The following is a 23,731-nucleotide window of genomic DNA, read 5'->3' on the forward strand; positions in this document are numbered from 1 at the left end:
GGCCGGCTGTCACACCCTCGCTGTAGGTTTGCGTACATGCGCATCGCGACCTGGAACGTCAACTCGATCACCGCCCGTCTGCCGAGGCTGCTGGCCTGGCTGGAGCGCACCGGCACGGACGTGCTGTGCATCCAGGAGACAAAGTGCTCCGCCGAGCAGTTCCCGTACGACGAGCTACGACAGCTCGGCTACGAAGCCGCGGTCAACGCCGACGGCCGGTGGAACGGCGTGGCGCTGCTGTCCCGGGTGGGACTGGAGGACGTCGTCAAGGGCCTGCCGGGCGGCCCCGACTACGACGGCGTCCAGGAGCCGCGCGCCGTCTCGGCGACCTGCGGCCCGGCCCGCGTCTGGTCGGTGTACGTCCCCAACGGCCGCGAGGTCGAGCATGCGCACTACGCCTACAAGCTCCAGTGGTTCGAGGCCCTGAAGGCAGCGGTCGCCGGGGACGCGGCGGGCGGTCGCCCGTTCGCCGTCCTCGGCGACTACAACGTCGCCCCGGCGGACGACGACGTCTGGGACCCCGCCGTCTTCGAGGGCCTCACCCATGTCACCCCCGCCGAGCGCGCCGCCCTCACCGCCCTCCGCGACACGGGCCTCACGGACGTCGTACCGCGCCCGCTCAAGTACGACCACCCCTACACCTACTGGGACTACCGCCAGCTCGCCTTCCCCAAGAACAAGGGCATGCGCATCGACCTGGTCTACGGCAACGAGCCGTTCGCCAAGGCCGTCTCGGACTCCTACGTCGACCGCGAGGAGCGCAAGGGCAAGGGCGCCTCGGACCATGCGCCGGTCGTGGTGGACCTCGACGTCTGAGCGGAGACGCATCAGGAGTGCCGGCCGTCGCAGGCCGCTGTTGATGCTCGACCTCGACAACACGCCGGTCGACCGCGATGCCGCCTTCCGTGCCGCGACGACCGCCTTCCTGGCCGAGCACGGCCTGCCGGGAGCCGATGTCGAGTGGCTGATGTCACGCCGTGCGCCGGGTGCGTCACACGGATCGCGGCGCACGGACCCACGCAACTCACGTGATGCCGTGGCCTGTTGCGCTCGGGAGAACCGTCGCGTCGGCGCTCGGGACCTCGGCGCACCGGCGGCCGGGCCGGGCGAGCGGCGCCGTCAGCCCCGTCCGGGCACCAGCGCCCGCAGGTCCACCGACTCGCCCAGCGCCTTCAGGCCCGCATCGCCCGGGTGGAGGTGGTCGCCGCTGTCGTAGGCGGGCAGCATCCGCTGCGGCCGGCCGGGGTCGCGCAGGACGGCGTCGAAGTCCAGTGTCGCGTCGAAGACGCCGCCGTGGTCGCGCACAAAGGCGTTGACGGCCTGGCGGCGCGCTTCGACGGCCGGGGTGCAGTCGGCGTAGCCCTCACAGGGGGTGATGGTGGCCGCCACGACCCGCAGCCCCCGCTCGTGGGCACGCCGGGCCAGGGCACGCAGGCCGGCCACGACCTCGTCCGCGCCGGTGCCCCAGCGCACGTCGTTGATGCCCTCGAACACCACGACCGTACGGGCGCCGGGCTGCGCGAGCACGTCGCGCTCCAGCCGGTGCTGGGCGCTCACCCCGCCGGTGTCGGTGCTGACACCGTCGCCCTGGTAGCGGTCGGTGACGATGCGGTTCGCGGAGACGCCGTGGTTGAGTACGCCGTAGCGGGGGAGTGCGGACTGCGTCTGGAAGCGGCGGGCCAGGACGTCGGGCCAGCGGCGGTTGGCGCCGCTTGTCGACTGCACGCCGTCGGTGATGGAGTCGCCCAGTGCCACGATCGAACCGGGTCCGCCGTCGACATCCACCCCCGTCAGGAACGGCCAGATGGTCAGGGTCTCCGGGAAGCCCGCGCCCTCGCGCTCACCGGTGCGGTCCCCGCTGCCCGGCGCGCTCAGATACGAGACCTGGGTGGCCTCCTGGTGGACCGGCGCGGCCGTCACCGTCCCCGGCAGATGGAGCGAGACCAGGAGGTTGGTGTCCGCCGGCACCCGGAAGTCGACCGGGTCGCTGAACGCCTCGGCGCCCGCCGGTATCCGGGTTCCGGGGCGGCCCCGGCCGAACGTCAGGGGCACCGGCACCCCGTCCGCAGCGGCGCCCGCACCCTGCACCGCCACGCTCGCCGCCCCTATGTCCACCGGAGCCGCCGCGAAGGTGTTCGCCAGCCGTATCCGCGCCCGCCGACCGCCCGCACCGGAGTGCACGACCAGCCGCAGCGTACGGTCCGTCCAGGGGCCCACCGCCCGATAGCCGGCCGTGCTCGCCGCCCAACTCCCGGTCCTGCCCCGCCCGCTGTCGGCCACCGAGACCGCGAAGACATGGAGGTCGGCGGTCGGCCCCGCATTCCGCGGCAGCACCACCGACGCCACCTCGCGCCCGGCCCGCAGCGGCACGGACACCGCGTACAGCCGTGCCGCCCCCGCGCTCTGCCCGCCCGCGCCGTTGATGTGCGGCAGTGCCACCGCCTTGATGCTCAGCGGCCCTGAGCGCCAGTCGGGCGCGGTGAGTTCGTAGGAGGAGCGGGATCCGTCGCGGTAGTGCACGGTCCCGTGCCCGGTGACCGCGGCGCCGGCGGCGCCACTCCCGGCGACCAGGAACGTCAGGGCCCCGCCCCGTCCGCGCAGCGCCACCGCCTGCCCGTCCGCCACCACGTTGTCCGGTGTGCCGGCGGCCGGACGCGGCCAGCCGAGGTGTGCCCCGTCGAGGGTGAGTGTGCGTCCGGGCGTCCAGCCGGCCGCCGCCAGGTCCTGTGCGGAGAGCGAGTGGCCCGCACCGTCGAGGTCGGCGGCGCCCGGTCTCGCGTCGTCGCTGACGGCCGTGTTGTCGAAGAGCCCGGCCAAGGGCAGCGGGCGGTACGGGTGCGGCACCGCGGCGGCCGGTCCCGCGAGGACGGTGGCGGCGGGCAGTACGGTCGCGGCGAGCAGCAGTGCCAGGGCGGGGCCCCGTCGTCGTACGCGCATGAATGCCTTCCCTCTGGTGATCCGGCTGGTGCTCCGGCGAAGTCGGATGACCCCGGGCGACGTCGGACGAGGTCAACGGGCAGGTGCTGAGCTGCGGTCCGGCTGTTCCCGCGAGGGGCGGGGTTGCTCCTGCGGACCCGACAGATCCGATCCGAGCGCCATGAAAGTAGGGACGCCCAGAGGGGGCGTCAAGGTGACGAACAGGGATCCGTTGCGCCGCGCGCCTGTGGCCGCGGCCCTGGTACGGGTGGGACCCTCACACCATGAACATGTCTTTCCTGGACAAGTGGCGCAAGCGCGCGCAGGCGGACCGTTCGGTACCGCTGGCGGAGTCGGTCAGCGCCGACCCCGACAGCGTCATCGAGCTGCTCTCCGAATGCGAACTGCTGCGGGCGCAGGCCGCCGCCGAAGGCGTGGAACTGGACGACTCCGTGGCCTCGTTGGAGGCGCTGGACCAGTTGCAGCCGGTCTGGAGGGACGATCCGGAAGTGGAGTCCTGGCTCGGCAATGACGCGGGCCTGTATCTGGGCACGGTCCTGGTGCGCACGGTCCGGGGAGCCGTGTGGCATGTGTGGCCGAACGGACAGCCGGTGGTCCGGCTGGCGTCGGGGCGGGAGCTCGATGTGGTGGAGGCGGGGCACGAGTGGGCGGATGTCGGGGTGCCCGAGCTGTCCCAGTTGTATGCCGAGGCGGCGGAGAGCTGAGCCGCCCCGGAGCGGTGGCCGGCGCGCAGAGTTCCGCCGTCGCCGTGGTTTAACCTCCCATATCCCGCACTGCGTGCGTGTCCGAAGGGAAGTGCCCCTTTCATCCCGGTAGTTTGCGGGCTCTCCGCTGTACGGATGAGAGTGGGCAGGTCTGCATATGGCCGGTGATGCGCTGATTGAACTGCGCGGGGTCAACAAGCACTACGGAAAACTGCACGTCCTTCAGGACATCGACCTCACCGTCGGCCGTGGGGAGGTGGTGGTGGTCATCGGGCCCTCCGGCTCCGGGAAGTCCACACTGTGCCGGGCCATCAACCGCCTGGAGACCATCGAGTCGGGCAGCATCGAACTCGACGGACGGCCGCTGCCCGAAGAGGGCCGGGCGCTGGCCCAGTTGCGGGCCGATGTGGGCATGGTCTTCCAGTCCTTCAACCTCTTCGCCCACAAGACCGTCCTGGCCAACATCATGCTGGCGCCCGTCAAGGTCCGCAGGAAGAAGAAGGACGAGGCGGCGCAGCGGGCCCGCGAACTCCTCGACCGGGTCGGGCTCTCCTCCCAGGCCGACAAATACCCCGCCCAGCTCTCCGGCGGTCAGCAGCAGCGCGTGGCCATCGCCCGTGCGCTCGCCATGGATCCCAAGGCGCTGCTCTTCGACGAGCCGACCTCCGCGCTCGACCCGGAGATGATCAACGAGGTGCTGGAAGTGATGCGCCAGCTCGCCCAGGACGGCATGACGATGGTCGTCGTCACCCATGAGATGGGCTTCGCCCGCTCCGCCGCCAACCGTGTGGTGTTCATGGCCGACGGCCGGATCGTCGAGGACCGCACCCCCGAGGGTTTCTTCACCGATCCGCGCAGCGAACGGGCGAAGGACTTCCTCTCCAAGATCCTCAAGCACTGAACGGGGGCGCCGCGATGCCGCACTGTCACCTCACGCCCCTGCGCCGCGCCCTGACGGCTCTGCTGCTCACCGCGCTCGCCCTGGCCGTCGCCGGCTGCGGCCGGGAGGGCAGCCCGCCGGTCAAGGGCCCCAAGGGCAGCGAACTGCCCCGGTATCCGGTGGCCCGGAACTTCACCCTGCCCGCCTCGCCCACCTGGGAGAAGGCCAGGCGCCGTGGCCACCTCATCGTCGGCGCCAAGGAGGACCAGCCCTATCTCGGCGAGAAGGACCCGGCCTCCGGCCGCTACACCGGCTTCGACATCGAGATCGCCAAGATGGTGTCCGCCGGCCTCGGCTTCCCGCCCGGGTCCGTCCAGTTCAAGACGATCGCCTCGGCCAACCGCGAGACGGCCCTGCAGAACGGGCAGATCGACTACTACGTCGGCACCTACACCATCAACGACAAGCGCAAGAAGCTGGTGGGCTTCGCCGGGCCGTACTACATGGCCGGTCAGTCGCTGCTGGTCCGCGCCGACGAGAAGGACATCCACGGGCCGCAGGACCTGGCCGGCAAGCGCGTCTGCTCGGCGGCCGGCTCCACCCCCGCGCAACGCATCCAGGCCGACTACCCCCGGGCCGACCTGGTCACCTACGACACCTACTCGGTGTGCGTGGACAACCTCCTGACCTATCAGGTCGACGCGGTCACCACGGACGACGCCATCCTGCTGGGCTATGCGGCCAAGGTGCCCGACGAACTGAAGGTGGTCGGCCGGCCGTTCTCCGAGGAGCCCTACGGAATCGGGGTCCCGCGCGGGGACAACGCACTGCGCCTGGCCCTGGACGGCATCCTCGCCACCGACGAGAAGAACGGCTACTGGAAGAAGGCGTACGACGCGACGCTCGGCCTGTCCGGAGTGCCCGCACCGAAGCCGCCCCCGATCGACCGCTACCCGGCGAGCTAGGACCCGACCCGTGAATGTTCTCCTCGACAACCTCGCCCTCTACGGGGACGGTCTGCTGGGCACCGTCGAACTCACCGTCCTCGCCTCGCTCCTCGCCCTCGTCCTCGGCTTCGTGATGGCGGCCTTCCGCGTCGCGCCGGTCGGTTCGCTGCGGGCCTTCGGTACGGCCTGGGTGACGGTGCTGCGCAACACACCGCTGACGCTGCTGTTCTTCGCCGTGGTGCTGGGGCTGCCGCGCTTCGGCCTCGTCCTGCCCTTCCAGCTGTTCGCCGTCCTCGCCCTCGGCTGCTACACCTCCGCCTTCATCTGCGAGGCGGTGCGCTCCGGCATCAACACCGTGCCGACGGGGCAGGGCGAGGCGGCCCGCAGCCTGGGCATGACGTTTCCGCAGACCCTCGGCGGAATCGTCCTGCCGCAGGCGTTCCGTTCGGTCATCCCGCCGATCGGCTCCACTCTCATCGCGCTCGCCAAGAACTCCGCGATCGCCGGCGCCTTCAGCGTCGTCGAACTCCTCGGGGTCTACAAACCGCTCAACGAGCAGGGCTACAACATCATCTGGACCTTTGTCTGGATCGCCGTGGGCTATCTGATCGTCACCCTGACCATCAGCGCGATCTTCAATTTTCTGGAGAAGCACTTCGGAGTCGCCCGATGACCACCACCGCCCTCTACGACATCCCGGGCCCCAGGACCAGGCACCGCCACCGGCTCTACGGCCTCCTGTCGACCCTCGTCCTCCTGGCCCTGATCGGCTGGATCATCCAGCTCCTCTTCGCCACCGGGCAGTTCACCGCGGCGAAGTGGACTCCCTTCACCTACAAGGGAATTCAGGAACTCCTGCTCACCGGCCTCGGCAACACCCTGCGGGCCTTCGGTTTCGCGGCGGTCCTCTCGCTGGCGCTGGGAGCGGTACTGGCCACCGGCCGGCTCTCCGAGCACCGGGCCGTCCGCTGGGTGAGCACGCTGCTGGTCGAGTTCTTCCGCGCGATGCCCGTCCTGGTGATGATCTTCTTCATCTATGTGGCGTTGCAGGTGGCCCCGCTGCCCGCCCTCGTCGCCGGCCTGACCCTCTACAACGGCTCGGTGCTCGCCGAGGTCTTCCGCACCGGCGTCCACTCCGTCGACCGCGGCCAGCGGGAGGCCGCGTATGCGCTCGGCATGCGCAAGACGCAGGTCATGACGTACGTCCTGGTGCCGCAGGCGCTCCGCGCCATGCTGCCCGCAATCATCAGCCAGCTGGTCGTCGCCCTGAAGGACACCTCGCTCGGCTACCTCATCACCTACGAGGAGTTCCTGCACGCGGGCAAGCTCATCGCCTCCAACCTCGACTACGACCTGCCGTTCATCCCCGTCGTCATGATCATCTCGCCGATCTACATCGGGATGTGCATGCTGCTGTCCTGGCTCGCCAATTGGGTCGCCAAGCGCCAGAGGCGCAACCCGAAGGTGGAGGCGGCGGAGGTGGCCCCGCCGGAGCCGGGCACCCTGCTGCCGGGCGCGCACCAGCCGCCCCACGGATGAGGCGGCCGGTGCCCCGGATGCGACCCGGGCCCGCGGGAAGGGTGCGTCAGTCGCGCACCGGCACCGACACATACGACGGGTCGTCCGCCGGCGAGGAGAACGTCAGTCGGGCGCCGTGCGGGTTGTGCTCGATGTAGAGCGGGTCGACGGTGTCCACGACCACCGCCAGCCGGTGCCCGGCCGGGACGTCGTAGGCCGTGGAGAAGAGATCCAGGTCGACGCCGAAGGGCTTGTCCGGGGTCTTGCCGTGGAAGGTGAACGGCGCGTGGGTGACCAGTTTGCCCAGGCCGAGCGGGCCCACGTCGTAGAGGTAGGCGATGGCGGTGCCGCTCTCGGCGGTGCTGGTCACGGTCGTGTGCACACGGGTCGTCCCGCGCACCCGCTGCCCCGTCTCGTAGCGCTCCGACTGCCAGACGGCGGCCAGGGAGCGCGGCAGCAGCGGCACCGACGCCATCGGCGGCAGCCGCAGGAACTGGTCCAGCATGCTGGAGAGGAAGATCAGCCCGCCGTCGGCGCCGGAGTCGAGGTTGGTGTTGATCTGCTTGCTGCCGTCCAGGTCTATCCTGCGGTGCGCGGACGGCACGTCCTTCCAGCTCGGGTAGCCCTCGTAGGCGCCGGTGGAACGGGACTTGAGGAGAACCGGCGACTCGCGGTCGATGCCGTTGTCGGTGCCCTTGAGGTAGTGGTCGAACCACCGCTTGGTGTGCGTCCAGGTGTCGTTGGGCAGTCCGAGGAGTCCGAGCGCCTCGGCCGTCGCGTGGTCACCGGGGCGGAACTCCAGCCGCTTCGGCCCCTTCAGCTTCTCGTAGAAGTCGGCGTACTGGTTCGGCGGGAAGAGCGAATCGCCCCAGGCGTTGCCCAGCATCACGGCCGCGCCATTGGCGTTGATCTTGTCGATGTACGTGGCGGGGGAGCGCTTCCTCCCCCACGCGATCATGTCCTGCTCCTTGTCGAGACGGGAGGCGAGGAAGTCCTTCAGGACGGTCTGGAGTTCCGGGCTGGGGCGGCCGGTGAGCGCGCCCGCGCCGCCGAGCATCGCCGCGGCCTGGAGGTGCTGGGTGCGGCCGCTGTAGATGGAGCCGATCAGGTCGCCCCAGCCGCTGAGGGCCGCAACTGCCTTGATCCGCTTGTCGAATGCGGACGCCAGCAGGCTGATTCCGGCCCCGTAGGAGACTCCTCCCATGCCGACCTTGTGCGGATCGGCGGGCGTGTGCGCCAGCGCCCAGTCGATGACCTTCGACGCATCGGCGATGTCCTTCGGGCCGGCGGTTTCGATCTGCCCGCCCGACTGCCAGAAGCCGCGCGAGTTGTAGCCGACGACCACGTACCCCGAGTCGGCCAGCTTCTTGGCCTGCGCCAGGTATTCGACCTGCGGCATCGCCCAGCTCGTCGGCAGCACGATGACCGGGTAGCGCCGGGTCCCGTCCGCACCGGCCGGGGTGAAGACGTTCGCCTTGAGGGTGGTGCCGCCGTCGCCCTGGATGTCGACGAACTTCACCGAGGGCGAGCCGGAGGCGGCTGCCGGTGCCGCTGCCGGCGTCGCGGCGTGTGCGGTGGCCGGTGCGCCGGTGAGAACCGTGGTGGCGAGGACCGCGGCGGAGGCGGTGCCGATCGCGGCGCGCAGGGTCGTGCGGGAGGGCTTCATCTTCTGCTCCAGATCTCGAGGCGAGCCGCGCGCTGTCCGAAGACAGGAGGGGCGCGCGAGGCTCGAGTTGACTGGAGAGTAAGGTCCGCCGCTTACCTGAGGTAACCCGTCGGTAGGTTACGGCTGAGTAACGTCAAGGGTGCCCTCCGGGGAAACTGTCATGGCAACTTGACGTCAAGATCACATGACGAAAGCCTGGGGTGATGTTGACTCCCGACAGCCTTGCGGGGCATTTCACCCTGCACTCCGCCACGGCCCGCTATGACGCGCTCAGGGCACGCGACTCCCCGGCGTCGCATGCGGACGTCCAGCCGCTCTCCCGGGACGAGGTGTTGGAGATGCTGGCGCTCGGCGAGGTGGTCGCGCGCAAGGCGGCGGAAGGGCGGCAGGTCTCGGTGCGGTCCGCGCGGGAGGCCGGTGCCTCCTGGTCGCAGATCGGCGCGGCCCTGGGCATGAGCAAACAGGCCGCCTGGGAGGCGCACGGCCGCTGGATCGAGGAGCGGTCCGCGCGGCAGCCGTAACGGCTGTTCGGTGTCGGACGAGGGCGACGGCAGAGCGAGCGGTCCCGGCCTCCCCGGCCTCCCCGGCCCGGCGGGCCCGCCCCGCGACGGTGGACGGCGGGGGTGGCGGCGGTTACGCGTGCCCGGTCGCCACCTCCTCGCCCGCCGGGACGGGGCCCGGCGGCGTGCCGTCCCCGAACGGCCGGCCGCCCAGCTCCTCGCGGTGATGCGGCGTCAGCCAGCCGTGGAGGTCCGGCCCCAGCGGGACGATCCCGGTCGGGTTGATGCCCGTGTGCACGCGGTAGTAGTGCTGCTTGATGTGGTGGAAGTCGACGGTGTCGCCGAAGCCGGGCGTCTGGTACAGGTCCTTGGCGTACGACCACAGCACCGGGTCCTCGGCCAGCTTGTAGCGGTTGCACTTGAAGTGGCCGTGATAGACGGCGTCGAAGCGCACCAGGGTGGTGAACAGCCGGATGTCGGCCTCCGTGAGGGTGTCGCCCACCAGGTAGCGGCGGTCGGCCAGGCGCTCGGACAGCAGGTCCAGACGGCGGAAGACATCGCCGCACGCCTGGTCGTACTCGCGCTGCCCGGTGGCGAAACCGGCGCGGTAGACGCCGTTGTTGACGTCGCGGTAGACCGCTTCCATGACGTCGTCGATCTCGGCGCGCAAGGGCTCGGGGTAGAGGTCGGGTGCGCCGGGGCGGTGCAGGGCCGTCCACTCGGTCGCCAGATCCAGGGTGATCGACTGGTAGTCGTTGGTGACGAGCTGTCCGCTGGGCACGTCCACGACGGCGGGGACGCTGACGCCGCCCGGGTGGTCCTTCTCGCGAGCGGTGTACGCCTCGCTCAGGAAGCGGATGCCGAGTACGGGGTCGCGGTCGCCGGGGTCCAGGGTGAAGCGCCAGCTGCGGTCGTCCTGGAGGGGATCGGTGACGGCGAGCGACAGCGCGCCTTCCAGGCCGAGCAGTCGCCGTGAGATCAGGGCCCGACTCGCCCAGGGGCAGGCGCGGCTGACCACGAGGCGGTAGCGGCCGGCCTCCACGGGCCAGCCGTCCCGGCCGTCCGCCGTGATCCGGTCGGCGAAGTGGCTCTTCGAGCGTGCGAACGGCCGTCGGCCGTATCCGGCGTTGCCGTCCGCGCCGGCGCCGGCGCCGCCGCTGCCGTCGTTCCGAGTGCCGTCGTGGTGCGTGGGGTGGCCCATCACCGGCTCCTTTCCGTGTCCTGTACGTGCGGGCGCGAGGGTCGCGGGGCGGACGGTGTGTCGTACGTGCGCAGTGCGAGCCTTCCCCGGCGGCCGGCCGGTGACGCGCAGGGATATATGTCCCGGAATACCATTATGGAGGTGGTGATTTGACGGTGAGTGGCCGGCGACGACCGCGCGCTGTGCAAAGCTTTACGAAGGTCGTAAAGGCCACTCGCCGGTAACCCGGGGACCGCATTTAGAATCGGCCGATGATCAAGAAGCTATTCGGCGCCGCGATAGCCGGCGCCGCACTCATCGCGCCCACCGCGACCGCCCACGCCGCGCAATCGGCGGACTGGCAGCGGGTGGGGGACGGCATCACCTCCGGAATCAGCGGCATCGTGGTCGACGGCCGGGACGGCGACGCAGTGAACACCCTCGCCGTCCGTGACAACAAGAACCCCGGCGAGAACCGGCTGGTTGCCGTGCGCTACAGCCCGACCGCCGCACCCCGGGTGCAACCGGTGGAGTGGCGCGGGAAACCGCCCGTCGACCTGGAGGCGATCGACGCCGTACCGGGGCACGCCCACGAGTACGTGGCCCTGGCCAGCAGCGGTACGGCGTACCGCATTCACACGGAAAAGGGCATTGCGTACGTCGTCGATTCCTTTCGGCTGCCCGGTGTTTCCTCGGACGGCAACTACGAGGGATTTGCGCTGACCGCGACGAAGGACGGCATTGCCGCCGTCTGGGCGGACCGCGGACAGGACGACCGGCCGGCGAAGCTGACCGCCGCGACTTGGAATCCGGCCACCGGCGACTTCGGGAAACGCGATTCCGCTGAATTCACCGCGCCGTATCCGGCCGAGGACGTCCGGCACGTCTCGGACGTCAAGGTCTCGCCCGCCGGCGGGCTGACCGTGTCCTCCGCATCGGACCCGGGTGACGACGGGCCGTACGACTCCGCGCTCTACCGCGCCGGGCACCTCTCCGTCGGTGACGACGGCGACGCCCGTCTGTCCGTCTCCGGCTCGCCGCACCGGCTCGCCGCGTTCGCCGGCCACAAGGTCGAGGCGCTGGCCTGTCTGCCGGGGTCGGACGAGGGAATCCTGGGCACGGACGACGAGAACGACGGCGGCTCGGTCGCCGTCGCCGGGTTCTGCCGCCCGTGAGGCCCACTGTCGGACCGATGAACCGCTGACGGGCAAGCGTGGCCGAGGGGCAGCCGTCCCTGCCTCACGGTGGCCGCCCGCGAGCACCCCACCAGGCCCGCACACCAGGCATTCCCACCAGGCCCTCCCCCGCAGTCCCGACACGGCGTCACCCCAGGCGGGTGAGATCGGGACGCAGCCGGTGCCAGATCGGGTGGCGCAGCTTTCCCGCCGAGGTCCAGCCGGTGAAGGTGACCTCGGCGACGAGCCGGGGCTCGGCCCAATGGGCACCGGGCACCTCCACGGGGTTGGTGAAGGGGGACCGGCCGAGGGGGATCACGCCCAGGTACTGCGCCAGCTCGCGCCGCTCCCGGTCGGACAGCCCCGAGCCCACGTTGCCGACGTAGCGCAGCCCGCTCGCCTCCGCCACGCCCGCCAGCACCGATCCGGGCAGCCCGGCCAGCCCGCCATGGCCCTCCGTCCAACCCCCGATGATCACGTCGAGGGTCTCCAGATGCTTGGTCTTGCGCCACTCGGGTGACCGGACCCCCGGCGTGTACGGCGAGTTCAGCCGCTTGGCCACCACGCCCTCGATGCCGCCCCGCAGCGACGCCTCCCACGCCTGTTGGCCATGGCCCTCCAGGTAGGCGGGCACCGACCAGTTCGGGCCGCGCAGTCGCAGCCCGGACAGGACGCCGCGCCGCTCGAAGTAGGGCGCGCCGAGCAGTGAGCCACCCAGATACATCACGTCGAACAGGACGAGATGGACCGGGTGCTCCATGGCCAGGCGGGCCGTGCGGCGCGGGTTCACCACCCCCATCCGCCGTTGCAGCAGCCCGAAGTCCGGCCGCCCGCGCGCGTCCAGCACCACCACCTCGCCGTCCAGCACCGCGGGCCGCCCGCGCAGTTGCTCACCCAGCGGCGCGAGCTCGGGGTAGGTGGTGGTCGCGTCGTTGCCGGCCCGGGTGACCAGCCGGACCGTGCCGTCCCCCGGCGTGCTGACGACGCAGCGCGCACCGTCCCATTTGGCCTCGAACGCCCACGACGCCTGCTCGTACTCGGCGGGCAACGGTCCGACCGTGGCCAGCATCGGCCGGATCTCGGGGTACGGGAAGAAGCCGCGCTCCTCGCTCGGGGCCATGTTCCGATGATCGGCGGATACCGGTCCGGGGGCCAGGCGGGCCAGGCGGCCCCGCGCCGGGGTCGGGGCCGTACGGTCGCACGGGTCGAGCCCCTACGGCTTCGCCGCCGTACGCACCGCCGCGTCCGCGTCCCCGCCCTCCGGGTCCACATGCGGCAGGATCCGGTCCAGCCATCGCGGCGTCCACCAGGCGGCCCGGCCGAGCAGCGTCATGACCGCAGGGACCAGCAGCAGCCGCACCACGGTGGCATCGATCAACACGCTCACCGCCAGGCCCAGCCCCAGCATCTTCACCACGATGTTGTCGCTGATGATGAAGGCGGCGAAGACGCTCACCATGATCAGTGCGGCGCAGGAGATCACCCGGGCCGTGATCTCCAGGGCGTGCGCCACACTCGCCCGGGCGTCGCCGGTGCGCAGCCACGCCTCGTGGACCCGTGACAGCAGGAAGATCTCGTAGTCCATGCTCAGCCCGAAGACGATCGCGAACATCATCATCGGCACATAGCTCTCGATGGGCACGGTGCCGGAGACGCCGAGCGAAGGGCCGCCCCACCCCCACTGGAAGACGGCCACCACCACCCCGTACGAGGCCGCGATCGACAGCACGTTGAGCACCGCCGCCTTGACGGCCACCAGTACCCCGCGGAACACGAGCAGGATGACGAGGAAGGCGAGGCCGACGACGACGGCGATGATCAGTGGGAGGCGGGCGGCCACGATGTCGAGGAAGTCCACCTGGGCCGCGGTGGTGCCCGTGACCAGGCCGCGCGCGTCCGTTCCCCGAACGGCGTCCGGGAGGACGTCGTCGGTGAGGTGGTTGGTCAGCCGGGTGGTGGCCGCGTCCTGCGGGGACCGGGTGGAGTACGCGGTCGCGACCAGCACATCGCCGTCCGCGGTGGGCTTGAGGGGGGTGATCAGGGCGGCGTCCGGCACCCCGGTGAGCGCCTTCTGGGCCTGCGCCGCCAGATCGGGGCGGTCCGGCTGCGGGACGTCGCTCTGGTCGATGACCAGCATCAGCGGCCCGTTGGAGCCGGGGCCGAACGCCGAGGACATCAGGTCGTACGCACGCCGGTCGGTGAAGGACTTCGGGTCGGCGCCGTCGCCGATGTGGCCCAGTTGGAGGGAGAACAGCGGGACGGCCAGGACCGCGATCACGAGCACGCCGCCCGTCAGGAACCACCAGGGGCGCCGCTCCACCCGCTGTGCGTAGCGGTGCCAGGTGCCCTGGGCTTCGTGGCCGGGCGGGCTGTCGGTCTCCGCGACGGGCCTGCGGACGTGCAGCCGGTCGATCCGACGGCCGATCAGCCCGAGCAGTGCGGGCACCAGGGTGAGTGCGCCGAGCACGGCGGAGACCACGGTGACGGCGGCCGCGGCGCCCAGTTTGCCGATGAAGCTCACCCCGGAGACCGTCAGCCCGGTCAGCGCGATGACGACCGTGCAGCCGGAGACCAGGACGGCCCGGCCGCTGGTGGCGTTCGCCCGGCCGGCGGAGGAGACCGGGTCGAGGCCGTCCATGATGTTCTGCCGGTGCCGGGTGATCAGGAACAGCGCGTAGTCGATGCCGACGCCGAGGCCGATCATGGTGGCGAGGGTGGGGGAGACGGTGGCGAAGGTGAAGGCGGCGGCGATCAGCCCCAGGACGCCCAGCCCGCAGACCACCCCGATCAGTGCGGTCAGCAGCGGCACCCCGGCCGCCAGGACGCTGCCGAAGCCGGCCAACAGGACGAGGATCGCCACGCCGAAGCCGATCGCCTCGCTGACCACGTCGTTCGCCTTGGGCCGGGCCAGCTCGCCGAGCGGCCCGCCGTACTCCACCTCCACGCCGGCCGAGCGCAGCGGCTGGACGGCCCGGTCGACGCCGTCGAGGTAGCCGGCGTGCAGCGTCGAGGGCTGCACGGCGAAGCGCATGGTGATGTACGCGGTCCGGCCGTCGGCGGCGAGCGGGCCGACGTTCGGCGTACCGGGCGGCGGCTTCGCCGGTGCCGATCCGGACGGCGGCAGCGGGTTCTGTGCGGCCAGCACCTGCGGCAGCTTCTGCAGGGCGCCGACGGCGTCGGTGATCCGGCTGCGGGAGTCCGTCAGCGGCCGGGTGTCGTGCAGGACCACCTGGCTGCTGTAGCCGCCGGCCTGCGGCTCGTGCGCCTTGAGCACCTGGCTGCCCTGCTGGGACTGGGTGCCGGGGAGCGTGAAGTTGTCCGAGTACTCGCCGCCGTAGGCGTGTTGCCACGCCTGGACGCCGACCAGCGCGGCGAGCCAGAGCACGAGGACCGTGACGAAGTGCCGGGCGCACCACTCGCCCAGCGGACGCAGCACACCTCTGCGGCGGCCGTCGCCGGGCGCGGTGGGGGCGCTCGGCTCCTTCGGCAACGGCATGTGTGCTCCCGACGGTGGCCGGGGCGCGGACGGCCACCACGGCCTGGTGGTGCTCCACGTGCCGCCCCGGGAGCGGGGCGGCACGTGGAGCGCATCGGACACTCAGCATTCAAGGCGCGTTCCGGCCGTCCGGCACGTCCAGGGGGCCGAGACGGGTGATGCCGGTACGGGCCCGGTGCCGGGCCGGCGCGGTGCGTGCGCCCGTCGCGGGTGGCGGTCGTGGTGCGGCGGAGGCAGTGGGTGCCGGGGCGCACGGCGCGGAGAACTCGCGGGTGGCGCCGTCGAAGGCCCGCCGTCGGCAGCTCGGGCGTCGTACCTCTACGATCTTGTCCGGTCATCGCCCGGCGGGATGCCGCGGGTGGTCGATCGGAACTGTCGAGGCTGTTGTGGACGGGCGGGAGTGCGGATGAGCCGGGCGGTACTGGTGACGGGAGCCTCGCGGGGGATCGGCCGGGCGGTCGCGGAGCGGTTCGCCGCGGACGGGGACCGGGTCGCGCTGCACTTCGCGTCGCGCCGGGAGGCGGCCGAGGAGGCCTTCGCCGCGCTGCCCGGGAGCGGCCACGTCCTGGTGCAGGGCGACGTGTCCACTCCGGAGGGGGCGGCCGCGGTCACCGAGGCGGCGGTGGACGGTCTGGGCGGGGTCGACGTGCTGGTCAACAACGCCGCGGCGAATACGGCACATCCGCTGGACCGTACGTCGTTCGAGGAGTGGCAGGCCGCCTGGCGGCGGATCGTGGACGTGAACCTGCTCGGGGCGGCGCACCTCAGCTACTGCGCGGCGCGGAACATGATCGAGCGGGAGGTGACGGGCCGGATCGTCAACATCGGTTCGCGGGGTGCGTTCCGCGGCGAGCCGGACCACCCGGCGTACGGGGCGGCCAAGGCGGCGCTGCACGCCATGGGCCAGTCCCTCGCGGTGCATCTGGCGCCGTACGGGATCGCCGTCGCCTCGGTCGCGCCCGGTTTCGTCCGTACCGAACGGGTCGCGGACCGGATCACCGACGACGTCGAGCGGCAGAGCCCGTTCGGTCGGGTGGCCACGCCGCAGGACGTGGCCGCCGCCGTGCACTACCTCGCCTCGCCCGACGCCGTCTGGTCGTCGGGGGCGGTGCTCGACGTCAACGGGGCGTCGCATCTGCGCTGAGCGGGGCGCCGGCGGTGGAAAAGGGGAAGCCCCGGCCGAACGGGGGATTTCGGCCGGGGCGGTCTGTGGGGGAGGGATCCGGAAGTTCGTTTCCGTCCCGCTCCAATTGAACGATAAACCATTCGGGCCGTTCCCGAAGAGGGTGGGCCGGGTGACAGTGGTCACCCGGCCCACCCGCCGCAGGTGCCCCTCATGCCACGGCAGCCGCAGATCGGGCGGCGGGCCGTGTCCGGTGTGGCGCACCGCCACCGCAGCGGCGGGTCCCGCCGTGCGTGTCGGCCGACCTCAGACCTCGATACGGATCGGCCGGTAGCCGCGGTCCAACAGTCGGGGCAGATACCGCTTCAGGGCCTCGACGGTGTGCGCGCGGTCGCCGCCGCCATCGTGGGAGAGGACGATCGTGCCGGGCTCCAGGCCCCTCAGAACGGTGTCCGCGATGTACCCGGGGCCGGGGCGCGTCCAGTCCTGCGAATCGACCGACCAGCCGACGGGCGACATGCCCAGGTCGCTGCAGATGCTCAGCGACGGCGCGTTCCAGGCGCCGTACGGAGCGCGGGCCAGCCGCGGTGCGGCGCCCAGAGTGTCGGCGATGACGCTGCTGGTGCGGCCGAGCTGATCGTGGACCGCGGCCGGCGGGAGCGTGGTGAGCTGGGCATGGGCCCAGGTGTGGTTCGCGACGGCATGACCGTCGTCGACGATGTCGTGCAGCAGGCCGGGAAAGGCGGCGGCGCTCTCGCCCACGACGAAGAAGGTCGCCCGGACCCCGTGCCGGCGCAGCGCCCGCAGGACCTCCGGGGTGTAGCGGGGGTCGGGCCCGTCGTCGAAGGTCAGCGCCACCTCGTGGCCCCGGGTCGGCAGCCGGAAGGCGACGTCCGGGTGGACGGGCGAGGCGCCGGGGCCGGAGAGCGACGTCTCGCCCGCCATCGGGCGCAGCCGGTAGTGCCTGGCGATCGCGCGCTGGATCCTCGGTGGGGGCGCACCGGCCGGCGGATGCGGCTTCGGTACCGGCACCCGGTCCCACTGGGCCTGCGGAGCCCGAGAGCCGGACGAGGTCAGCAGGCGGCCGACGCCGAGCAGGCCCACCGCGACACCGCCCCGAAGGACCAGCCGCCGGGAGTTCGTGCGACGAGCATACCGATCGGAGGTCACCTTCCCGTGCTCTCATACGGCCCCCGCTCCGGGCCGCAGCCACACCAGGAGCGCGAGGTGCCGCACCCGTTCGGCCGACCTCCGGCGAGGGCGTCAGGGGCTGACCGCCAGCACGATGTACGCGCCCAGCAGGGTCAGATGCACGCCGCCCTGCAAGGGAGTGGCGCGGCCGGGGACCACCGTCAGGGTGCCCACCATGACGGTCAGGGCGAGCAGCACCATGTGCGTCGCGCCGAGCCCCAGGTAGAGCGGGCCGGTGAGCCAGACCGAGGCCACCGCGACGGCCGGGATGGTGAGCCCGATGCTGGCCATCGCCGAGCCCAGCCCGAGATTGAGGCTGGTCTGCACACGGTCCCGGTGGGCCGCCCGTGCGGCGGCGATGGTCTCCGGCAGCAGCACCAGCAGGGCGATCACGATGCCGACGACGGAGGACGGCAGGCCGGCCGCGGCCACGCCGGACTCGATGGTCGGCGACACCGCCTTGGCCAGCCCGACCACCGCGACCAGGGCCAGCGTCAGCAGCCCGAGGGCCACCAGCGCCATCCGCCGGGTCGGCGGATCGGCGTGGTCCGAGGTGTCGATCACCTCGCCCGCCGCGGTCACCGGCAGGAAGTAGTCGCGGTGCCGGACGGTCTGGGTGGTGACGAACATGCCGTAGAGCACCAGCGCGGCCAGCGCGGCGAAGACCAGCTGAGGGGTGGAGAACCGCGGCCCCGGCGTGGTGGTGGTGAACGTCGGCAGGACCAGGCTGAGTCCGGCCAGCGTCGCGACGGTGGCCAGCGCCGCGCCGGTGCCCTCGGCGTTGAAGACGGCCACCTTGCGCTTGAGGGAGCCCACCAGGAGGCACAGGCCGACGATGCCGTTGCAGGTGATCATCAGTGCGGCGAAGACGGTGTCCCGGGCGAGCGCCGCACTCTTGTCGCCACCGTCGGCCATCAGCGTGACGATCAGCGCCACCTCGATGACCGTGACCGCGACCGCCAGGACGAGGGACCCGAACGGCTCGCCCACCCGGTGCGCGATCACCTCGGCGTGGTGCACCGCGGCCAGTACCGCTCCCGCCAGGAAGCACGACACCAGCACCACCACGCCGACCGGCAGCGACCGCCCCCACGTCAGGGCCAGCAGGACGACCGCCAGGACCGGCACGACACCGGTCCAGTGCAGCACGGCGGGACGCAGGCTGGCGATCATGCCTCCGAGCTTGGCAGATACCTCCGGGGGCCGCCCGCCGGGCGTCAGGCCGCCGCGCGGTGCCCCTTCGTCTCCACGGGCGAGAGCGCCGCCTTGGTGACATCGGCGACCAACTCGACCACATCGGGCCCGTACGCCTGCGAGTTCACCACCTTCAGCAGGAGCGCGAACTGGCCGCCCGCGCCGTGCCTTCGGGCCAGCCGCGCCCGGTTGCGGACCAGATGGCGCACCGCCGCCCGGTGGGTGACGGGGCGCTGACCGGCCGCCAGGAACACCGGCCGGTCCCCCTCGCCGGCCGTGAGTCGGGCCAGCAGGACGTACTCGACCGCGCCCGGCTCCATCCGGTACGCCGTGCCGCCGATGGTGAAGGTGCCGCGGCCGGCGCCGGACTCGTCGCCCGGATGCACCGCGACGCCCGGCAGCAGATTGGCCAGATGGGCCGCCAGCCGGCGGTGTGCCGTCGGGTCGCCGACACAGAACTCGGTGCGTGCCCCGAAGCCCTGGAGGCCGGTGTCGTGCGGGGCCACCTCCGGGTGCGCCCCGCAGTTCTCGATCACCGAGGCCAGCCCGAGCAGCGCCAGCGCGTCATGGCGCGGGATGCTCCAGTGGGCCGAGGTGCTGTCCCGGTGGGTGACCAGTACGCACTCCGAACCGTCCGGCAGGCCGAAGAAGCCCTGTTCGCGGGTCAGCTTCCGGCGGACCGCCGCCGATTGCACGGCCCAGCCGGCCGCCAGGCCCACCACGAGGGCCGCGAACGCCACGGTCAGGAGCAGCAGGGTGTCATCCATGGCGGGCGAGCGTAGCGGCTGCCCGGGTGGATGTTCGAGGGCGGGGCGGGCGGCTGGGCCGGCTTGCCCCACTATGCCCTCTGCCGCGGCGCTGCCTCCGCGAGTAGGCTCCGGGCCCCTGCCGCCCCCCGCCGCGTACGCATCTGGAGGACACCGGTATGCCGAACGTCCGACGTCTCACCGTCCTGGGGGCGGCCGCCGCGCTGGCCGGCTCGCTGCTGACCGTGCCGGCCGCCGCACGGCCCGCCCCACCCGGCGGCTCCTCGCCCCGGCCGGCCGCCGCCCCCGCCAAGTCCCCGGTCGCCGTCGGGTACGGCGGGGCGGTCTCCAGCGTGGACGCGGACGCCTCCGCGGCCGGTATCGCCGTCCTCAAGAACGGCGGCAACGCCGTGGACGCCGCCGTCGCCACCGCCGCCGCCCTCGGCGTCACCGAGCCGTACTCCTCGGGTGTGGGGGGCGGCGGCTACTTCGTCCGCTACGACGCCGCGACGCATTCCGTGGACACCCTCGACGGCCGCGAGAGGGCCCCGCACACCGCCGGCAAGGACCTCTTCCTGGAGAACGGCAAGCCGATACCGTTCGCCGACGCGGTCACCAGCGGCCTGGGCGTGGGCACCCCGGGCACACCAGCCACCTGGGACACCGCCCTGCGCAAGTGGGGCAGCCGCTCGCTCGGCCAGGTCCTCGGCCCCGCCCGGAAACTGGCCCGCGACGGCTTCACGGTCGACGAGACCTTCCGTCAGCAGACCGCCGGCAACGAAGCCCGCTTCCGCGACTTCCCCGCCACCGCCCGCCTCTTCCTGCCCGGCGGCAAGCTGCCGGCGGTCGGCTCGACGCTCAGGAACCCCGACCTGGCGCGCACATACGGGGAGTTGGCGGACCGGGGCGTCGGCGCGCTCTACCACGGCGACCTGGGCCGCGACATCGTGCGCACCGTCCGCCGGCCGCCGGTCCGCTCCGGTGCGGAGCGCCGGGTACGGCCGGGCGACCTGACCGCCGGCGACCTGCGCGCCTACCGGGCCCTGACCCAGGCGCCCACCCACACCGCCTACCGCGGCCTCGACGTCTACGGCATCGGCCCCTCCTCCTCCGGCGGCACCACCGTCGCCGAAGCGCTCAACATCCTGGAGAGGAGTGACATTTCGCGCCTGACGGAGAAGCAGTACCTGCACCGCTACATCGAGGCCGCCCGGATCGCCTTCGCCGACCGGGGCCGCTGGGTCGGTGACCCGGCGTTCGAGGACGTACCGACCCGGGGCCTGACCTCGCAGCGCTTCGCCGACTCCCGCGCCTGCCTGATCACCGACGACAAGGCCCTCACCAGCCCGCTCGCCCCCGGCGACCCCCGCCATCCCAAGCCCTGCGGCACGGCCGGCAAGGCCGCACCGACGACGTACGAGGGCGAGAACACCACGCACCTGACCGTCGCCGACAAGTGGGGCAACGTCGTCGCCTACACCCTCACCATCGAGCAGACCGGCGGCAGCGGCATCGTCGTACCCGGCCGCGGCTTCCTCCTCAACAACGAACTCACCGACTTCTCCTTCGCCCCGGCGGATCCCGCCGTGCACGACCCCAACCTCCCCGGGCCCGGCAAGCGCCCGCGCTCGTCCATCTCCCCGACCATCGTGCTGCGGCACGGCACGCCCGTGGTCGCCCTGGGGTCACCCGGCGGCGCGACCATCGTCACCACCGTCCTGCAGACCCTGGTGAACTTCCTCGACCGCGGTATGCCCCTGGCCGACGCCATCGCCGCCCCCCGCGCCAGCCAGCGCAACGCGCCCGCCACCGAACTCGAACCGGCCCTGTGGAACAGCGCACTGCGCGGCCAACTGGCGGCGCTCGGGCACGCCTTCACACAGAATCCGGAAATCGGGGCGGCCACCGGGGTGCAGCGGATGCCGGACGGACGCTGGCTGGCGGCGGCCGAAAAGGTACGGCGCGGCGGCGGTTCGGCCATGGTGGTCCGGCCGTCCCGGGGACGCCCCTGAGAACGGACTGTGCCGTCCGTGTGGCGTCCATGTGGCCCACCGCGCGTGTCATTGCTGGCCACCTGGGTGACGACTAGCCTCCTGGGACCGTTCGACGGCAAGAGCCGTTCATCGGCAGGGACGGTCTGTTCGCAAGAACGGTCCCAGGGAGGGCGCGCACTGTGAGCGTTGACGAGAGTCATGAGGGCGGACCCGGGTCCGGCCCGGCGGACCGCGGAGGTACGGCCGACGGAGAGCTGGAGGGGCTCACCGAACAGGCGCGTGCGCTGGCCGACGGGCGGGTGACCTCCACCGCACTGGTACGCCGTTGCCTGGAGCGCATCGAGGCCACCCAGGACACCGTCAATGCCTTCCGCCGGGTACGTGCCGAGGCGGCGATGGCCGAGGCCGCGGAGGCCGACCGCCGGCTGGCCGCGGGCGAACGGCTGCCGCTCCTCGGCGTCCCCGTCGCGGTCAAGGACGACACGGACGTGGCGGGTGAGCCGACCGCGTTCGGCTGCGCGGGGGAGTTCCCGCCCAAGGAACACGATGCCGAGGTCGTGCGGCGGCTGCGGGCGGCCGGCGCGGTCATCGTCGGCAAGACCAACGCCTGCGAACTGGGCCAGTGGCCGTTCACCGAGGGCCCGGCCTTCGGCGCCACCCGCAATCCCTGGAATCTCGACCACACCCCCGGCGGCTCCTCCGGCGGCTCGGCCGCCGCGGTGGCCGCCGGCCTGGTCCCCGCCGCGCTCGGCACCGACGGCGCCGGCTCGGTCCGCATCCCCGCCGCCTGGTCGCACCTCGTCGGCATCAAGCCGCAGCGCGGCCGCATCTCCACCTGGCCGGACGCCGAGTCCTTCCAGGGCATCACCGGCATCGGGCCCCTGGCCCGCACGGTCGAGGACGCCGCGCTCCTCCTGGACGTGGCGAGCGGCAACCACGCGGGCGATCTGCACCGGCCACCCGCCATCGCGGCCAGCGAGGCCGCCGGCCGCGACCCCGGCCGCCTGCGGATCGCCCTCTCCTGGAAGCCGGCCCTCACCTTCACCCGCAAGTCGCTGCACCCCGAGGTCCGTGCCGCGGTCACCGGGGTGGCCCGCACCCTCGCCCGTCTCGGCCACTTCGTCGAGGAGGCCGAACCCGCCTACGGCCTGGTCGGCCTCTCCTTCCTGCCCCGCGCCACCGCCGGTGTCGGCGAATGGGCCGCCCGCGTCCCCGACCGCACCCTGCTCGATCCCCGCACCCGTGGGTCGGTGCGCATGGGCCGGGTCCTCGGCGGTCCGGTCCTGCGCCGCGCCCGCGCGGCCGAAGGCCGCCAACAGCGGCGCATCGGCGCCCTGTTCGGCCCCTACGACATCCTGCTGACCCCCACCACCGCCACCCCGCCGCCGCGCATCGGCACCCTCGCCCGACTCAGCGGGTGGCGCACCGACCAGGCCATGATCGCCGCCTGCCCCTACGCCTGGCCCTGGAACGTCCTCGGCTGGCCGGGCGTCAGCGTCCCCGCCGGCTTCAGCGCCGACGGCCTCCCCCTGGGCGCCCAGCTCCTGGGCCCGGCCCATGGCGAGCCGCGGCTGATCTCCCTGGCGGCGCAGTTGCAGGACGACCTGCGGTGGCACGAGCGCAGACCGGCGGGGCAACCGGCGCCGTAGCCGTACCCCCGGGCCATCGGGCGGACTTGGGCGCGGGCGGTGGCGGCTACCGCCGCGGAGCCGGCAGCCGGCGTGGTTCGAGCCGTTCCTCGACGGCCGAGCCGCCCTCGCGCACGACCACATACGCGCCCCGCCCCGGTGCTTCCGTGACGGTTTCGACGAGTTCGGTTCCCCGGTAGACCAGGCCGACGCCGTCGTCGGTGCAGTGGGTGGTGGGCAGGGTGCCGTCCGCGACGAGCCGGTGCACCAGCGGGCGGCGCCCGGGGTCGCTGTCGTAGTGGACTCCGTTGCCGTAGGGCAGGAAGCCGAGCGCGTTGGTGAGCGGCCGCAGTTCGGGCCCGAAGGAGTCGGTGGCCCCTCCCTCGAACCAGCAGATCGACCCCGCACTCACACCGCTGAGCACCACACCCGCCTCCCAGGCGCGGCGGAAGACCGTGTCGAGCTCGTGCACCCGCCACACCGCCAGCAGGTTCGCCACCGAACCGCCCATGACCCATACGACATCCTGCTCCAGGACGGTGCCCGCCACGTCCTCGACGTTCGGCATGGGGAACAGGTGCAGTGGCGTGAGATCGAACCCGGCGACCCGGGCCGCCTCGGTCATCCGCGCGGTGAAGTGCTCGGCGTCGCCGATCGCGGTGCCGACGTACATGACGCGGGGCCGGCGGCCGTGGACCCCGGACAGCTCGACCGCATGATGAACCAGGGCGTCGAAGGCCACCATCGTGCGGTTTCCGACGCGGTGACCACCGGAGGTGGCGAGGATGGTGGGCTCCGAAGCGCTCATGGCCGCATCCTATGCAGCGTGATCGTCGTCCGGCGGGGCGGGCC

General features: G+C 72.3%; 20 protein-coding genes. 11 read left to right on the forward strand and 9 right to left on the reverse strand.

Annotated features, from left to right (window positions below):
* Nucleotides 1-36 precede the first annotated feature (36 nt).
* The gene (locus tag ACGFML_RS36520) at nt 37-816 is read left to right on the forward strand and encodes an exodeoxyribonuclease III (protein WP_393550004.1); all 780 of its coding nucleotides are present in this window, start codon (nt 37-39) and stop codon (nt 814-816) included.
* Nucleotides 817-1,119: 303 nt separating this feature from the next.
* Here the strand turns inward: ACGFML_RS36520 and ACGFML_RS36525 are convergent, their stop codons facing one another.
* Nucleotides 1,120-2,937 carry an SGNH/GDSL hydrolase family protein gene (locus ACGFML_RS36525; protein WP_393550006.1) on the reverse strand — a complete coding sequence of 606 codons (1,818 nt, stop codon included), beginning with the start codon at nt 2,935-2,937 and terminating at the stop codon, nt 1,120-1,122.
* Nucleotides 2,938-3,200: 263 nt separating this feature from the next.
* On the opposite strand from ACGFML_RS36525, the gene ACGFML_RS36530 reads away from it, so the two are divergent.
* From ACGFML_RS36530 to ACGFML_RS36550, 5 genes are all read left to right on the forward strand, one after another.
* Complete coding sequence (locus ACGFML_RS36530; RefSeq protein WP_393550007.1) at nt 3,201-3,641, forward strand: DUF6278 family protein; 441 nt, start codon at nt 3,201-3,203, stop codon at nt 3,639-3,641.
* A 157-nt stretch (nt 3,642-3,798) separates the two neighbouring features.
* Nucleotides 3,799-4,542 (forward strand): amino acid ABC transporter ATP-binding protein, encoded by a 744-nt coding sequence (locus ACGFML_RS36535; RefSeq protein WP_393550009.1) that lies wholly within the window; start codon nt 3,799-3,801, stop codon nt 4,540-4,542.
* A gap of 14 nt (nt 4,543-4,556) precedes the next feature.
* On the forward strand, nt 4,557-5,486 hold the full coding sequence (locus ACGFML_RS36540) for a glutamate ABC transporter substrate-binding protein (protein ID WP_393550011.1): 930 nt from the start codon (nt 4,557-4,559) through the stop codon (nt 5,484-5,486).
* A 10-nt stretch (nt 5,487-5,496) separates the two neighbouring features.
* Nucleotides 5,497-6,141, forward strand: a complete 645-nt coding sequence (locus ACGFML_RS36545) for an amino acid ABC transporter permease (RefSeq protein ID WP_393550013.1) — start codon at nt 5,497-5,499, stop codon at nt 6,139-6,141.
* Entirely contained in the window at nt 6,138-7,007 is an 870-nt protein-coding gene (locus tag ACGFML_RS36550; RefSeq protein WP_393550015.1) for an amino acid ABC transporter permease, read from the forward strand. Before ACGFML_RS36545 ends, ACGFML_RS36550 begins: the two co-directional genes overlap by 4 nt.
* Before the next feature lie 46 nt (nt 7,008-7,053).
* On the opposite strand, the gene ACGFML_RS36555 is transcribed toward ACGFML_RS36550, so the two are convergent.
* Complete coding sequence (locus ACGFML_RS36555) at nt 7,054-8,652, reverse strand: alpha/beta fold hydrolase (protein WP_393550016.1); 1,599 nt, start codon at nt 8,650-8,652, stop codon at nt 7,054-7,056.
* 203 nt (nt 8,653-8,855) lie between these two features.
* On the opposite strand from ACGFML_RS36555, the gene ACGFML_RS36560 reads away from it, so the two are divergent.
* The gene (locus ACGFML_RS36560; RefSeq protein ID WP_393550018.1) at nt 8,856-9,173 is read left to right on the forward strand and encodes a hypothetical protein; all 318 of its coding nucleotides are present in this window, start codon (nt 8,856-8,858) and stop codon (nt 9,171-9,173) included.
* Nucleotides 9,174-9,285: 112 nt separating this feature from the next.
* Here the strand turns inward: ACGFML_RS36560 and ACGFML_RS36565 are convergent, their stop codons facing one another.
* Nucleotides 9,286-10,353: a glutathione S-transferase family protein gene (locus ACGFML_RS36565; protein WP_393550020.1), complete on the reverse strand. Its 1,068-nt coding sequence runs from the start codon at nt 10,351-10,353 to the stop codon at nt 9,286-9,288.
* Between the two features lie 251 nt (nt 10,354-10,604).
* On the opposite strand from ACGFML_RS36565, the gene ACGFML_RS36570 reads away from it, so the two are divergent.
* Nucleotides 10,605-11,507, forward strand: coding sequence for a hypothetical protein (locus ACGFML_RS36570; RefSeq protein ID WP_393550022.1), 903 nt, complete (start codon nt 10,605-10,607; stop codon nt 11,505-11,507).
* A 148-nt stretch (nt 11,508-11,655) separates the two neighbouring features.
* Here the strand turns inward: ACGFML_RS36570 and ligD are convergent, their stop codons facing one another.
* Both ligD and ACGFML_RS36580 read right to left on the reverse strand, forming a co-directional pair.
* Entirely contained in the window at nt 11,656-12,627 is a 972-nt protein-coding gene (gene ligD, locus ACGFML_RS36575) for a non-homologous end-joining DNA ligase (RefSeq protein ID WP_393550023.1), read from the reverse strand.
* Nucleotides 12,628-12,720: 93 nt separating this feature from the next.
* Nucleotides 12,721-15,003 (reverse strand): MMPL family transporter, encoded by a 2,283-nt coding sequence (locus ACGFML_RS36580; RefSeq protein WP_393550024.1) that lies wholly within the window; start codon nt 15,001-15,003, stop codon nt 12,721-12,723.
* Between the two features lie 406 nt (nt 15,004-15,409).
* Here ACGFML_RS36580 and ACGFML_RS36585 point away from each other — a divergent pair, with 406 nt between their 5' ends.
* A complete protein-coding gene (locus tag ACGFML_RS36585) occupies nt 15,410-16,147 on the forward strand; it encodes an SDR family NAD(P)-dependent oxidoreductase (protein ID WP_393550026.1) in 738 nt (245 codons plus the stop codon).
* A 285-nt stretch (nt 16,148-16,432) separates the two neighbouring features.
* On the opposite strand, the gene ACGFML_RS36590 is transcribed toward ACGFML_RS36585, so the two are convergent.
* From ACGFML_RS36590 to ACGFML_RS36600, 3 genes are all read right to left on the reverse strand, one after another.
* Complete coding sequence (locus tag ACGFML_RS36590; protein WP_393550027.1) at nt 16,433-17,296, reverse strand: polysaccharide deacetylase family protein; 864 nt, start codon at nt 17,294-17,296, stop codon at nt 16,433-16,435.
* A gap of 93 nt (nt 17,297-17,389) precedes the next feature.
* The gene (locus ACGFML_RS36595; RefSeq protein WP_393550029.1) at nt 17,390-18,490 is read right to left on the reverse strand and encodes a calcium:proton antiporter; all 1,101 of its coding nucleotides are present in this window, start codon (nt 18,488-18,490) and stop codon (nt 17,390-17,392) included.
* 44 nt (nt 18,491-18,534) lie between these two features.
* Nucleotides 18,535-19,278, reverse strand: a complete 744-nt coding sequence (locus tag ACGFML_RS36600) for a hypothetical protein (protein WP_393550030.1) — start codon at nt 19,276-19,278, stop codon at nt 18,535-18,537.
* 158 nt (nt 19,279-19,436) lie between these two features.
* Here ACGFML_RS36600 and ggt point away from each other — a divergent pair, with 158 nt between their 5' ends.
* Together ggt and ACGFML_RS36610 are read left to right on the forward strand one after the other, a co-directional pair.
* A complete protein-coding gene (gene ggt, locus ACGFML_RS36605) occupies nt 19,437-21,269 on the forward strand; it encodes a gamma-glutamyltransferase (protein WP_393550032.1) in 1,833 nt (610 codons plus the stop codon).
* Between the two features lie 161 nt (nt 21,270-21,430).
* Nucleotides 21,431-22,900: an amidase gene (locus tag ACGFML_RS36610; RefSeq protein ID WP_393550034.1), complete on the forward strand. Its 1,470-nt coding sequence runs from the start codon at nt 21,431-21,433 to the stop codon at nt 22,898-22,900.
* 46 nt (nt 22,901-22,946) lie between these two features.
* On the opposite strand, the gene ACGFML_RS36615 is transcribed toward ACGFML_RS36610, so the two are convergent.
* Nucleotides 22,947-23,687, reverse strand: coding sequence for a Type 1 glutamine amidotransferase-like domain-containing protein (locus tag ACGFML_RS36615; RefSeq protein ID WP_393550036.1), 741 nt, complete (start codon nt 23,685-23,687; stop codon nt 22,947-22,949).
* Nucleotides 23,688-23,731 lie beyond the last annotated feature (44 nt).

The sequence above is a fragment of the Streptomyces sp. NPDC048650 genome, assembly GCF_043199095.1.
Taxonomy (GTDB): domain Bacteria; phylum Actinomycetota; class Actinomycetes; order Streptomycetales; family Streptomycetaceae; genus Streptomyces.